Source organism: Mesobacillus sp. (assembly GCF_057785455.1).
The window spans coordinates 123105-136518 of record NZ_JBYNSB010000001.1; the positions used below are offsets into that span (position 1 = coordinate 123105).

At 43.9% G+C, this 13414-nt stretch carries 12 protein-coding genes; 3 read left to right on the top strand and 9 right to left on the bottom strand.

Features of this window, described 5'->3' with window-relative positions; all coding sequences use genetic code 11:
* Nucleotides 1–144 precede the first annotated feature (144 nt).
* Complete coding sequence (gene sppA / locus AC3EBE_RS00610; protein ID WP_488593096.1) at nt 145–1155, bottom strand: signal peptide peptidase SppA; 1011 nt, start codon at nt 1153–1155, stop codon at nt 145–147.
* A 142-nt stretch (nt 1156–1297) separates the two neighbouring features.
* Here sppA and AC3EBE_RS00615 point away from each other — a divergent pair, with 142 nt between their 5' ends.
* Nucleotides 1298–2098 (top strand): NAD kinase, encoded by an 801-nt coding sequence (locus AC3EBE_RS00615; RefSeq protein WP_488593097.1) that lies wholly within the window; start codon nt 1298–1300, stop codon nt 2096–2098.
* 345 nt (nt 2099–2443) lie between these two features.
* Here AC3EBE_RS00615 and rarD read toward each other — a convergent pair whose 3' ends face one another.
* The 7 genes from rarD to ezrA all read right to left on the bottom strand — a co-directional run bounded on the left by rarD (nt 2444) and on the right by ezrA (nt 11027).
* Entirely contained in the window at nt 2444–3373 is a 930-nt protein-coding gene (rarD, locus tag AC3EBE_RS00620) for an EamA family transporter RarD (RefSeq protein ID WP_488593098.1), read from the bottom strand.
* A 442-nt stretch (nt 3374–3815) separates the two neighbouring features.
* The gene (locus AC3EBE_RS00625; protein WP_488593099.1) at nt 3816–4133 is read right to left on the bottom strand and encodes an iron-sulfur cluster biosynthesis family protein; all 318 of its coding nucleotides are present in this window, start codon (nt 4131–4133) and stop codon (nt 3816–3818) included.
* 80 nt (nt 4134–4213) lie between these two features.
* Entirely contained in the window at nt 4214–5797 is a 1584-nt protein-coding gene (mbcS, locus tag AC3EBE_RS00630) for an acyl-CoA synthetase MbcS (protein WP_488593100.1), read from the bottom strand.
* Between the two features lie 631 nt (nt 5798–6428).
* A complete protein-coding gene (locus AC3EBE_RS00635) occupies nt 6429–6635 on the bottom strand; it encodes an alpha/beta-type small acid-soluble spore protein (protein WP_125479516.1) in 207 nt (68 codons plus the stop codon).
* 104 nt (nt 6636–6739) lie between these two features.
* Nucleotides 6740–7948 carry a tRNA uracil 4-sulfurtransferase ThiI gene (thiI, locus tag AC3EBE_RS00640; RefSeq protein ID WP_488593101.1) on the bottom strand — a complete coding sequence of 403 codons (1209 nt, stop codon included), beginning with the start codon at nt 7946–7948 and terminating at the stop codon, nt 6740–6742.
* Nucleotides 7945–9090, bottom strand: a complete 1146-nt coding sequence (locus tag AC3EBE_RS00645; protein ID WP_488593102.1) for a cysteine desulfurase family protein — start codon at nt 9088–9090, stop codon at nt 7945–7947. The genes thiI and AC3EBE_RS00645 overlap by 4 nt, the downstream gene beginning before the upstream one ends.
* Nucleotides 9091–9332: 242 nt before the next feature.
* Complete coding sequence (gene ezrA, locus AC3EBE_RS00650) at nt 9333–11027, bottom strand: septation ring formation regulator EzrA (RefSeq protein ID WP_488593103.1); 1695 nt, start codon at nt 11025–11027, stop codon at nt 9333–9335.
* A 202-nt stretch (nt 11028–11229) separates the two neighbouring features.
* On the opposite strand from ezrA, the gene hisJ reads away from it, so the two are divergent.
* Complete coding sequence (gene hisJ, locus AC3EBE_RS00655) at nt 11230–12030, top strand: histidinol-phosphatase HisJ (RefSeq protein ID WP_488593104.1); 801 nt, start codon at nt 11230–11232, stop codon at nt 12028–12030.
* A gap of 34 nt (nt 12031–12064) precedes the next feature.
* Here the strand turns inward: hisJ and refZ are convergent, their stop codons facing one another.
* Entirely contained in the window at nt 12065–12700 is a 636-nt protein-coding gene (gene refZ / locus AC3EBE_RS00660; protein ID WP_488593105.1) for a forespore capture DNA-binding protein RefZ, read from the bottom strand.
* 152 nt (nt 12701–12852) lie between these two features.
* On the opposite strand from refZ, the gene AC3EBE_RS00665 reads away from it, so the two are divergent.
* Nucleotides 12853–13332, top strand: coding sequence for a GAF domain-containing protein (locus AC3EBE_RS00665; protein ID WP_488593106.1), 480 nt, complete (start codon nt 12853–12855; stop codon nt 13330–13332).
* Nucleotides 13333–13414 lie beyond the last annotated feature (82 nt).

Sequence of the window (13414 nt, forward strand, 5' to 3'; positions counted from 1 at the left end):
AGGAACTTCAGTGTGTATACCTTGTTCAGAGACACTCATACTTTCACCAGAGCCGGGTACCAGTTTTTCAGAATCGTTCATGTAAGAAGATGCTCCGGTCTGCCCATCTTTTTCAAATTCGTTTGAATTCATTTCCGTCCCCCCTTATTCCGCATACAAATACATTAAACGGGGAGAGTTAGGCTGGGACAGCATTTTCATCAGACCGGCCATTTCTGCGTCTTTCCCCATTATTTTTTGTGCACTCATGCTGAAGAAGGAGCCGATGCCCATACTCTCTGTATATTTTACTACCTGGGCATCACCGAGCTTGTTATCCTTGCGCACCGTATCGATGACATCCTCAAGATAGCCAAAGCCATCAATCAGATTCAGTTCTTTCGCCTGGCGGCCGTCATAGATGCGGCCATCTGCGATTTTTTTCACTTCAGCTGCTGACATGCCCCTGCCTTCGGAAATAACCTTCACAAAGCCTTCATAAGAATTATTGATCATGGACTGAAGGATTTTCCTTTCTTCCTCGGTCATTTCCCTGGTAGGGCTCATGATATCCTTATAAGGCCCGCTCTTGATTGTGTTGAACTCGACACCATATTTTTCAGCGAGACCAGCATAATTGATCCCCTGCATAATCACCCCGAGAGAGCCAGTCAACGTTTCAGGGCTGGCGAAAATTTTATTGGCTGGAGCCGAAACATAATAGCCGCCTGATGCTGCCATCGAGCCCATTGAAATATAGACAGGCTTCTTCGTTTCCTTCTGAATCTCTTTGATTTTGTCGTGAATCTCGGCACTCTCAACTACTCCCCCTCCAGGAGAGTTGACCCTTATGATGACAGCCTTTACATCATCACTTTCCTTTACATAATCAAGCTGCTCCATGAACGCCTTGTGATTATACATCGGACTTTGGAAGAATGATTCCGCATCGCCTGTATCCTGGATTACACCATCAATGGAAAGGACAGCGATTTTACTCAGCATATCCCCTTCCTCGACGACTTCCTCCGCAAACATTTCCTCGGACACAGCAAAAATATCATTGAATGCATTCTCAGCATCGCTGAATGCAAATGTCGACAATAGATTGATGACGGTCGAAGCAATGAATAAACCTGCGGCAATCCCTAATGCCGCCCACCTTTTCCCATTCATGTTTATAGCCCCCCTTATATAGCTCATATTTTTAATAGCTGTGGAAAAATGATAAACTGATATCAATAACATTTATTTTAGCAAAAGTTTTCAAATGTGGGTAAAAATATGGAAAATTACATAATGTTTGGAGGAATCACTCATGTCAGACCGCCGCAATATTTATTTTTACCATAAACCTGATGCAGAAATGCTGGAAAAAGTTAAACCGTTATATGACCTCGCCGCCCAATATGAATTCCATGCCGTTTCTGACCACCGGAACGCCAATATCATTGTCAGCATTGGCGATGACGGGACATTCCTTCAGGCGGTACGAAAAACCGGTTTCCGTGAGGATTGTTTATATGCTGGCATTTCAACAACTGGATCCCTGAATATGTATTGTGATTTCCACCTTGAGGATACAGACAAAATGATTGAAGCAACCAGGAATGCGCAAATAGAGGTTAGACGCTACCCGACAATCGAGGTAACGATTGATGAAGAAACTTCTTTTACCTGCTTGAATGAATTCAGTGTACGTACGGCAATTATCAAGGCTTTCGTCATGGATGTATTCATTGATGATATCCATTTTGAAACCTTCCGCGGAGATGGCATGATCGTTGCTACCCCAACCGGCAGCACAGCCTATAATAAATCAGTCAATGGAGCCATCGTCGATCCGCTGCTGCCATGCATGCAGGTTAGCGAGCTCGCGTCCGTGAACAATAACCATTACCGCACGCTCGGATCATCCTTCATCCTGAGCGGGGACAGAAAGCTTACATTCAAGGTTGCCCAGGATGGAAATGATTATCCAATCATGGGGATGGATAACGAAGCCCTCAGCATCCAGCATGTCGAAAAATTCGATGTCAAATTAAGCGGCCAATTCATCAAGACAGTCAAACTGAAGGATAATTCCTTCTGGGAAAAAGTGAAGAGGACGTTCTTGTAACTAGAGCCATATTATTTTAAAAAGCTCTGGTATAGCTGAATGTTCATTTTTAAACCCTTCTGATTGTAGTGGAAGGCGCGAAGACTCCTTCGGGATGCAGCGTGACAGGTGAGACCCTGGTAGAAATGGCCCGATAAGAAGGGGCCGTTTTAACCCGCAGGAGCAAAGCGACGAGGAGGCTCACCGCACGCCCCAAGAAAAATTTGCTCTTGAAAAAGCCGGTAATTGGGCTTTTTCATAATTTTTCAGAGGAAAGCGCAGCGCCTGGAACGGAAATCAACAGCCTTGTTTAACAGAGCTGAAGAATAAAAAAAAGAGCTGCGGAATAATTCTCCGCAGCTCTTTTTACATATGCATTTCCTTTTGTTTTTTCCATTTGAAGGATGTACCCAGTTTCGTTCTTGACAGAGAGTAAAGAATCAAAGCAGACCAGATAAAGGTGAAAGCTAGCAGATGGACTGATGAAAAGCCTTCATGGTAAACAAAAACTCCGAGAATCAAGGTGAGCGTTGGCGCGATATATTGCAGGATTCCTAGTGTGGCAAGGGGAATCCTTTGCGCCCCCTTCGCAAAGTACAGCAATGGAACAGCTGTTGCAGCTCCTGCTCCAATAAGCAGAAGGCTGGTGGACCATCCTGAAGTAAACAGCGAGTTTGTATCCTGGCTGATCAGGTAGCCGATATAAATAGCTGACAGCGGCATGACTACGAGCGTTTCAAGCGCGAGGCCAACGGTGGAATCAACCTTAATCAGCTTCTTGGCAAGGCCATACAGCCCGAAAGAAACAGCCAGCGAGAGCGAAATCCACGGAAATTGGCCATATGATATTGTCAGCACCAGGACGCCAATTGCTGCAAGGCCAAAGGAAGCATATTGCATTTTGCTGAGCCTTTCCTTTAGAAAAACCATCCCCAGCAGCACACTGACAAGCGGGTTGATATAATACCCGAGACTCGCTTCAATCATCTGGTCTGAATTGACGGCCCAGATGTAGATGAACCAGTTGATACTGATCAGCAAAGATGCTACCGTAAGTGCACCAAGCTGCTTCTTATTCGCAGCAAGCCCCTTCAGCGTTTCGGTGAACATGCCCCATTTCTTATTAATCAAAAGAATCGCCGCAACAAAGAAAAATGACCAGAAAACCCGATTTGCCAGGATTTCGTCCGCATTCACGCTGCCAAGCAGCTTCCAATAAATCGGAAGCACTCCCCACAAAATGTATGAAAATGCTGCATACCATACGCCAGCCTGCAGCTCCGTACGATTATTCATATGTTGACACCCCTAATCTTTCTAGACTCGAAATAATATTCATTATAAGGGGCATCTGCGACACTGACAATCTTTTTCTTTTACTAATAAGAAACAAATTGTTGGGATATTATGAGTTATGGATCATGCAAGGGCATGGTCGATGGCTAAAAACAATTGGCGGCCAAAAACGGGAGAGTTAACTTATTGCAATATTTGTAAATTGGATGGATGACCTAAATTCGAAATCTCTCTAATAACCTCCGGATTGATTGAGACGTGCTTACGGACAGCTTTTCCTTTCCATCCTTGCAACCTGTCCGTTTAGACGCGCTTACGGACAGAACATTGCAACCTGTCCTTTTGTGTCACACATACGGACAGCATTCTATTAGTAAAGTAGTGAGGCACCTAGAAAACAATTCAAAAAAAAATAACCCATTAAGGGCTATTTTTAAACATTCTAAGAATTCCTTGCTTTAAGTTTGAAGTTATAGCCAAAGGTTTCTTCTGCGGAAGAAATCTTGTATCCCATCCCTGGTTTATAGTCCAGGAAAATTCTATCCGGCAAAGACTCTATTGATTTTTTAGGAACAAAGAATTGAACACCGCTTTCGTTGACTGCTGTATCCTCTTCCTGCTTTTCTTCTATCTGAAGCTCAATATCTGTAGCGATCGAGCATGTGCCAACGAATTCAGCAAGGATTCTGATTCCCTCATTTTCATTGAATTGAATTTTAGAGAGCTCGCTTAAAGCTGCCTCTCTGATTACGATTTCCAAATGAATCACCCTTTCCATACTTATATATACCCTAATTTTTGCACAATAAAAAGCAGGCTGCATTCAGCCTGCTTTTAAAATTATTTACTTGCAGCTTCCAATTCCTTTTTCCTTAGCTCAATGCGTCTGATTTTTCCAGATGTGGTTTTGGGAAGATCCTCTAAAAATTCGATTTTTCTTGGATATTTATATGGTGCAGTTAAATCTTTAACATGCTGCTGCAGTTCAGTTACTAGATTTTCCTGGTCAGGGCTAACTCCTTCTCTTAAGACGACAAAGGCTTTTACAATATGACCGCGAATTTCATCTGGAGATGCAACAACCGCGCATTCTTTTACATACGGGTGTTTGACAAGCGCGTCCTCTACCTCGAAAGGCCCGATTGTGTAGCCTGAGCTGATAATGATGTCATCACCGCGGCCCTCAAACCAGAAGTAGCCTTCATCATCCTTGGTGGCCTTGTCACCCGTTACATAGTAGTCGCCGCGGAACTGCATGGCTGTTCGTTCAGGATCCTTGTAGTAGTTCTTAAACAATGCAGGTGTTTCAATATGCACGGCAATATCACCAACTTCGCCAGGCGCACAGGGCTCTCCATTCTCATTGATGATATCTACTCTATTGCCTGGAGTCGGTTTCCCCATCGAGCCTGGCTTCAGTTCCATTCCCTTCGTTACGCCGACAAGCAGAGTATTCTCTGTCTGTCCATAACCGTCGCGAACATCAACATTGAAATGCTTCTTGAAGGTTTCGATTACCTCCCTGTTAAGCGGCTCTCCAGCGGAAACTGCGCTGTGCAGCCCAGGCAGGCCGTAATCCCCGATATTCTCAACCTTAGCCATCAGGCGGTACTCTGTAGGCGTGCAGCAAAGAACATTAACATTGTATTTTTGCAGGAGTGACAAATACTTCTGAGGCTCAAATTTACCGTGATAAACGAGACCTGCAGCACCTGTACCCATGACAGACAGGAACGGGCTCCAGATCCATTTCTGCCAGCCAGGTCCCGCTGTTGCCCATACAGTATCCCCGTCTTCAATTCCAAGCCAGTTAGCAGCTGCTGTACGCAAGTGTGCATAAGCCCAGCCGTGAGTGTGGACAACACCCTTTGGATTGCCGGTAGTGCCAGAGGTGTAGCTCAGGAAGGCCATATCATCACGTTCAGTAGCAGCTATCTCAAATTCAGCTGATGCGGCTTCCATTTCTTTATCAAGATGGATCCAGCCTTCTTTGTCGGCACCAATAACGAACTTAGGAAGATTCTGGACATCCTCAATCTCAGAAAATTCCTCTGTAAAAGGTGCAAAACTTATTACCGCCTTAACATCCCCATGTGTAATGCGGTATTGATAATCCTTAGCCCTTAGCATTTCAGAACTCGGAATGACAACAAGTCCCATTTTCAAAGCAGCAATATAAGTCTGGTATGCCTCAATCAGCCGCGGTACCACTACAAGGACAACATCACCCTGCTTCAGCCCGTGCTTCGAGAAAACGTTTCCAATCTTGTTTGCATTTTTCAGCAATTCACTGTATGTAATTTCTTTAGTATTACCTTCTTCATTTTCCCAAAGGATGGCTTTCCTGCCTTCCTCCTTGGCAAAACGCTCAATTTCCGAGACAAGGTTATACTTTTGCGGCGCAATCAATTCTTCCCTGTTCATACTCTTCCCCCTTAAATTTTTATAGATGTATCCCCACTCTCTCATTATACAAAATTATTTTAAAATTAAAAATTATAAGATAAAAATACATAGGCAAGTTATTACCAAATAGGCCGTCAATTGCATGATGATAATTTGGCGCTTTCCAAGACAATTCAAAGCGAAGAATCACGGGTGAATTGTTACAGCAAGGGACGCCAAGACATTTCAAATTGAAAAATCACGGGTGAATTGTTATAGCAAGGGACGCCAAGACAATTCAAATTGAAAAATCACGGGTGAATTGTTATAGTACGGGCGACCAAGACAATTCGAACCCAAAAATCACGTGTGAATTGTTATAGCAAGGCTCCCAAGACAATTCAAATTGAAAAATCACGGGTGAATTGTTATAGCAAGGGCTCCCAAGACAATTCGAACCTAAAAATCACGGGTGAATTGTTATAGCAAGGGACGCCAAGACAATTCGAACCTAAAAATCACGGGTGAATTGTTATAGCAACGGCTCCCAAGACAATTCAAATCAAAAATTGCGCTTAAATTTCCAGTCATCCTAATCAATAAGTCCGCCCAAAAATAAAAGGAGCAGGGCATCTGCCCCACTCCTTGTAGCCATGTTATTTATTTTTGATTAGCGAGAGAATCCGCCACCAAGTTGTTGTTCAGCCATTTGAACTAAACGCTTAGTGATTTCTCCTCCTACAGATCCGTTAGCGCGAGAAGTAGTTTCTCCACCTAGTTGTACACCGAATTCTGTAGCGATTTCGTACTTCATTTGATCAAGAGCTTGTTGAACTCCAGGAACTAGAAGTTGGTTTGAGTTGTTGTTGTTTGCCATGTGTTTTCACCTCCTTGTGAGTATAGAGTGTGTAGAAACACATGGCTTAATACTGAAGATTAATTGGTAATTGTTCACAAATTTTTAACAAAGTTTATATTGTCTTAAAATAACTCATCCATTAGATCGTCTTTTCTTTCAAATGCCGGTTGTATCACGATGCGCTCTGTTCCTTCTACTGCTTTCTGGATCAGCTCTTCAAAATCAAAGTAACTTTCAAAGTTCTGTACTTTTTCCAATTTCGGCTTTGTTTTTGGCGATGCAGGTACAAAGACGGTACAGCAATCCTCATAAGGGCGGATAGAAATGTCATGTGTATCGATTTCATGGGCGATATCCATGATTTCAAGCTTGTCCATCGTAATTAAAGGCCTGATTATCGGCGTGCTTGTGACTTCGTTGATTGCATACATGCTTTCAAGAGTTTGGCTTGCTACCTGTCCAAGGCTTTCTCCGGTGATGATCGCAAGTCCGCCCTGTTTTTCCCTGATGGCGTCTGTAATGCGGAGCATCAGTCTTCTCGTTGTTGTCATCGTATAGTTTTCAGGCACCTGCTTATGGATCGCCTGCTGAATCTCTGTGAATGGCACGATGTGTAATGCAAAATGGCCAGTGACTTCAGCGAGCTTTTCAGACAGGTCGATTACCTTCTGTTTGGCTCTTTCACTTGTGAATGGAGGGCTGAAGAAGTGGACGCCCTCGACTTCAAGTCCTCTCTTCATTGTCAGATAACCAGCAACCGGACTATCGATACCTCCAGACAGCATAAGCATGCCTTTGCCGCCAGATGCAGCAGGAAGCCCCCCTGCACCTTTGATCGTTTCTGCAGAGATATAGGCAGCTTCCTTCCTGATTTCAATCAGGAGATTGATTTCAGGATTTCTCACATCGACGGTCAATCCGTCTGTATTCCGCAAGATATGGCCGCCGAAAGTCGAGTTAATCCCATTTGTATCAAGCTCAAAGGTTTTATCTGAGCGTTTTGCCGTGATTTTAAAGGTCTGGCCAGGTTTGTGGACTTTCCTGAAAAGCTCCAGAGCAGCATCCTGCATTTTCTCGATATCCTTCTCAACCTTGATTGCTGGGCTGAAGGATTGAATTCCAAAGACTTTCTTGATTCTCTTTCCCACTTCTTCGCTGTCTTCCCCATTCAGGAGAATGAACATGCGGTCGCGGTCTGCCTTGATTTCAGCCTTTGGAAAATCGCTTAAAAGCCTTTTGATATTTTTTCTAAGTCTGTCGATAAATTTATTTCGATTTCTTCCTTTGGTCGATATTTCTCCATACCGGACCAAAATGCGATCATACATCATTTTTTTACTACCTCGCTTAAATGTTTTACTGCCTGTTTGATTGCTTTTACCGCAAGATCAGCTTCCTCAATCGTATTGCTGTAGGTAAGACTGATTCGAATCGCACTTTCTGCCTCATCTGCCGGCACGCCCATCGCCAATAGTGTTTTGCTTGCCGCCTTCTTTTTCGAAGAACAAGCGCTTGTAGTAGAAACAAAAATATCTTTTTCCTCAAGGGCATGGACAAACGTCTCTGCCTTCAATCCTTTGACAGAGAAATTCAAAATATGCGGTGCGCTATTTTCCCATGGGGTATGGACGGTAATTCCCTCTGTCTGGCTGATTCCATCCCTTAATCTTTCCATCACCGCTGTCATTAGATTCAGCTTTTGTTTATGCTCATCCAGCGCCATTCTTAGTGCCTTGGACATCGCAACAATCCCTGCGACGTTTTCCGTGCCGCTTCTCTGCTTCCATTCCTGGCTGCCGCCGGTGAATAATGGGGATAACCGTACTCCTTCTTTTATATAAAGAGCACCGGTTCCTTTCAAACCATGGAATTTATGTCCGGAAATCGTGCATAAATGCACTCCTGCTTTATCTAAATCCAACGGCACCTTTCCGACCCCCTGGACATGGTCAACATGGAAAAGAGATTTAGGATGCTTTTTTAACATGTAGCCAATACCCTCAACAGGCTGGATGGTGCCGACTTCATTATTGACGTGAATGACTGAAACGAGGATCGTATCATCCCTCATTTCGGCCTCTATATCTTCTACACGGATAAAACCATTGGCATCAGGCTTGATGTAAGTAATTTCAAAGCCCAGGGACTCTAGCTGTTCCATGGTATTGTAGATGGAAGCATGCTCAATAGCTGTTGTGATGATGTGCTTCCCTCTTTCCTTGTAAGCCATCGCCACTCCCTTAACTGCCAGGTTGTTGCTCTCCGTACCGCCGGAAGTAAATAATACCTCTGTTTCCTTCACGCCAAGAAGCTTTGCGACCTGGCTCCGAGCTTGCTGAAGCAGCTTTTCTGCCTGGCCGCCAATTTTGTGAAGAGATGAGGGATTTCCGAAAAAGTCGGTTGAAACTTTTAGAAATGAATCCAAAACTTCTTTATAGGGTTTTGTTGTCGCACTATTATCCAGGTAAATCATCGTCTTTCCCCCTATTTTTAAACATCGATGCTAATTAAAAATCTTATCATAATAAATGCTTGCAGGAAATGAAAGCAGCAGCGTGAAAGAGAACCTGCCGTTATTATCTCCAAAATCTTCTGCTTTGGCTTATCAAACAATCCTTTCTGTCACTTAATGTTCAATACGTTGCTGCCCCCCCGTTTACTCTTCCAGAAAGTGTCTCCAAAAAAACAGGTCTCCGTTTTAGGAGACCTGATTGGTTAAGATTTTTTATCTGAAAGCATGACTTCGATTTTCTTCAGGGCGCCCGGTTCGACTTCTTCAATTGAAGTTGCTGCCTGCTCGAGTGCCTGGCGATAATCATAATTCCTGAAGTACTCTTCCGCTTCGCGCAGACCTCTGTCTACAGATGGATAACGGCTGCGGTATCTGTTTCCATATTGAATCACATTTTCCGCGAGCATGACTGTTTCCACAATTTCTTCAGTGGATGCTTCAAGCTTATTTACCGTTAAAACAGCAATCTCAAGATACTGATTCACTGAAGGGATATCTAGCGGCTTTTCGTCCAGCTTTTCATTGACTTGCTTTATGCTTTCGTTTGCATCATCCAAAAGATACTTGTAGTCCTGCGATAACCCTGGCATATTGCTTTTGGACACCTTGCGGATCAAGTCGGTAATCTTTTTGGATAGCTCCTTTACCTTTTCCCTTGCGCCAATTTCGTCCTTGCGGAGGGCGCTCAGCTTTTCCATAAGGGCTTTCTGTTCCTCGACAAGAGCATCAAGCTGCTGCCTAGCCTCTTCAAGCTCTGTTTTGATCAAGCTTTGGGCTGTGTCATTATCTGTGATGCGGTGGTCAATCAATTCAAAACGTTTGATCAATGCCTTCAATTGCTGCTCCACATGACTTTGGGCTTCTAGCTCTTTTTCGGAAAGATGGTAGCTTTCCTGGATATGCTTCGTCTCATCCTTAAGGGTTTTGCTTTCTGTAATCGCCTTAACCAGGATTTCCCTAGACTCATGCTCTGTCTTCGTAATGTATTGCTTTGCCATCACTTCTTGTTCAAGCAGGTCAAACAAATTGTCAACCTTACCCCTTAAGCCATGGATTCCCTCTCTCGCTTTTTCCACATCTCCGCTTTCAAGTGATTCCAGGTATTGAGCTAGTTCTAAGCCAATGTTCTCAAGCTCTTCTTCGCCGTTCAAGTGACCAAGGACATATCCTTGTGCGGACATTTCCCTGATTCCGTCTTTAAGATCACTGACCTGGGCCGGGATCACTGACTGGCAATCATGAAGCAATTCGGGGATTGTGTCCATTTTCTCGGCAGCCTCGTCAAGCTTTGCCTTTATGGAAAGGACCGTCTCTCTTGCTTCAAGATAATTCCCATTCTCGGTTTTATCATCGAACTCGGTAAATTTCGCCTGGATTTCCTCCAGCATCGCTTCAAGGCTTGCTTCCGCCTTCCCGAAGCTGTGGCGGTGTGTCAGCAGATTCTTCTTGCATTCTCTATATTGCTCTTTAAGCCCGTCGATTTCCTCACGGTTCTTTTCTTCGCTTCCGACCAGTTCATTCAGTTCGTGAAGGATTTTTTTGATTTTATCCTCGGTTTCTGTCAGCTTGGTGTCAATCGCAGCGAGCGATTCCTTCGCCTTGCTGAAGCGGTATCTGTCGATATATTCCTCGGCATCGAACAAATAATCCTCAATTCCGGGAAGCTTGGCAGTAACGAGTTCATCCCATTCCTGCCGCCAGCGTTCAAACAGCTCCTCCGTTTGCCCGGTCATGTTCAGCTGCTTCACCTTTGACATTTCCTCAAGAACAGGCCTGTTCATGATGTCGATTTTCCAGGCTTCGTATTTATCTACCTCGCTGTAAAATTTTCGTTTCATAAAGTACCCTATAAAATATACAATGATCAATATAGCAATTCCGCCAATTATGTACTCCATTGTTATCCCCCTGGCCTCACAAATTCCAAGTTCTATACCATCTATATAAAAAAGAATTGATAAATGCGTGTATAATGTATTTATATTACCATGTAAACGACATTTTTTGACTATTAATTTCATATTTTTTGTTGAAATTATCCGAATTAAGCCGATTCGGCTCCCTGCCCTGGTAAATTAATAGCTTTTGGAGGTGCGATTTATGAAAGACGGACATGTACATACTTCTTTCTGCCCGCATGGTACGAAGGATACATTTGATGATTATCTGGAGAGGGCTTTGCAGCTCGGTTACACAGAAATTACTTTTGCTGAACACGCCCCGCTGCCGATTGGGTTCACAGATCCAACCCCTTTCAAGGACAGCGCTATGAAGCACGAGGACCTGGATGATTATTTTACCGCGATTGAAAAAGTAAAGCAGGAGTATAGAGGAAAAATAAAGGTCAACACAGGCTTTGAGGTTGATTTTATCGAAGGATACGAAAGGGAGACAGCTGACTTCCTGAATGAATATGGCCGCTGCCTCGATGATGCTGTACTTTCCGTGCACTTTTTAAAAAATAATCATGGCAAGTACGACTGCATTGATTACAGTCCCGACCATTTCTGGGAAATGATCCGGCACTACGGCTCTGTGGAAGCTGTCCATCAACGGTATTATCAGACTGTAATAAAATCCTTGCAGGCTGATTTGGGGCAGTACAAGCCCAAAAGAATTGGCCATATAACATTGGCAAGTAAGTTCCAGCTAAAGTACCCTCCCCTTCAGAACTTTGAAAAGGAAATCGCGGAAATACTGCAGTGTATTGCAGAAAAAGGGTACGAGCTGGACTATAATGGTGCCGGAACAGCAAAACCCCTGTGCCGGGAGCCATATCCGCCTGAGTGGGTCATCAAAAAGGCAGAGGCATTGGGAATTCCCCTGATTTATGGCTCAGATGCACACCAGGCAAAGGAACTGGGCCAGGGGCTGGATAAGATGCTCAGCCAAAAAAAATAGAAACCGGCTTTTAATCAAGCCGGTTTCTATCTATTTATATATTAATTAACATTTTTTGCGGCAGATGCTGGCTGGCACAGATTGTTCCCTTAATCCACTCGGATATCTCTCTGCCATATCGATCGGCAAAATAGCGCTCATGAGGCAGTACATGGAGAACCTCTGTCACATAATGAGTATTCAAAAATGGCATCGACAGAAGGGATTTCAGCTGCAAAATGACGTATTGGTGGGAAAGGTTCCTGAATTCGCCGTTCTCCATCCCGCGGTCAAGCACAAGCTTGAATAAATACCGCTCCTTCACATGATACGTTGACATGATTTCACGAACAACCTGTGAATCTATTGACATTTCCCTGAGGATAAATCTGGTTAACTGGGTATTCTCACACTGGAACCTTAAAACATTGTCTACCATCGCCTTCAGGCAGATTTCCGCCCCGCAATCCAGCAAAGCGTAGCCTTTCTCCAGCTCCTCCAAATATCGTTCAAAAAAGGCTGTAAAGCAGTTTTCGAGGAGGCCATTCTTATTCTGGAAATAGTAAGAGATATTCGCTGCATTCACATCCGCCTTTGCTGCAATATCCCTGATTGATGTACCATTGAACCCCTTCGTATTAAACAAGCAGATGGCCGCATCAATAATGGCAGCTCTCGAATTTTTCCTCATCTCCACCCCTCGCCTTCCTCACATTTCTTCATAGGTTTACCTTTCTTGAAATCTTTGAAATTCCCTTTAAAAAAAGCTCGACAAAGTCTCCATTGTTTCGCTGTTATTTGATACAATGTATAGTAAAACTTCTTGAATAAGGGGGAAAAACAATGTTTAAAGTCGAAACTTACAGCGATAGCCGTGATAAAAATTACGATCTATTAATAAAGCAGTTAAAAGCTCTGGTCGAGGATGAAAAAAATGCGATTGCAAACTTTAGCAATGCTTCAGCTCTCCTTAACCAATTCCTTGACCGCGTCAACTGGACTGGCTTTTATTTGATGGAGGACGGCGAGCTGGTTCTTGGACCATTCCAGGGATTGCCTGCCTGTGTCCGCATTCCGCTTGGCAGAGGAGTCTGCGGTACTGCGGCAGCAAATAAAGAAACGCAGCGAATCGAAGACGTCCATTTATTCCCTGGCCATATCGCCTGTGATGCGGCATCTCAATCCGAAATTGTCGTTCCAATGATTAAAGATGGTGAAGTAATCGGGGTTCTCGATATCGACTCCCCTGAGAAAAACCGCTTTGATGAGCTGGATCAGCAGAAGCTTGAGGAATTTGTAGAGGTATTAGTGCGGTATATCTAATAAAGACAGGAGGCAGTCACCCACTAATGGATGACTGCTTCTTTTATATTTTCTAATTTGCCGCTGTGAAACTTCGCTGCAG

Coding starts and splice junctions, on each gene's coding strand:
- sppA (WP_488593096.1), bottom strand. CDS start 1,155: ATGAATGGGAAAAGGTGGGCGGCATTAGGGATTGCCGCAGGTTTATTC.
- AC3EBE_RS00615 (WP_488593097.1), top strand. CDS start 1,298: ATGTCAGACCGCCGCAATATTTATTTTTACCATAAACCTGATGCAGAA.
- rarD (WP_488593098.1), bottom strand. CDS start 3,373: ATGAATAATCGTACGGAGCTGCAGGCTGGCGTATGGTATGCAGCATTT.
- mbcS (WP_488593100.1), bottom strand. CDS start 5,797: ATGAACAGGGAAGAATTGATTGCGCCGCAAAAGTATAACCTTGTCTCG.
- AC3EBE_RS00635 (WP_125479516.1), bottom strand. CDS start 6,635: ATGGCAAACAACAACAACTCAAACCAACTTCTAGTTCCTGGAGTTCAA.
- thiI (WP_488593101.1), bottom strand. CDS start 7,948: ATGATGTATGATCGCATTTTGGTCCGGTATGGAGAAATATCGACCAAA.
- AC3EBE_RS00645 (WP_488593102.1), bottom strand. CDS start 9,090: ATGATTTACCTGGATAATAGTGCGACAACAAAACCCTATAAAGAAGTT.
- ezrA (WP_488593103.1), bottom strand. CDS start 11,027: ATGGAGTACATAATTGGCGGAATTGCTATATTGATCATTGTATATTTT.
- hisJ (WP_488593104.1), top strand. CDS start 11,230: ATGAAAGACGGACATGTACATACTTCTTTCTGCCCGCATGGTACGAAG.
- refZ (WP_488593105.1), bottom strand. CDS start 12,700: ATGAGGAAAAATTCGAGAGCTGCCATTATTGATGCGGCCATCTGCTTG.
- AC3EBE_RS00665 (WP_488593106.1), top strand. CDS start 12,853: ATGTTTAAAGTCGAAACTTACAGCGATAGCCGTGATAAAAATTACGAT.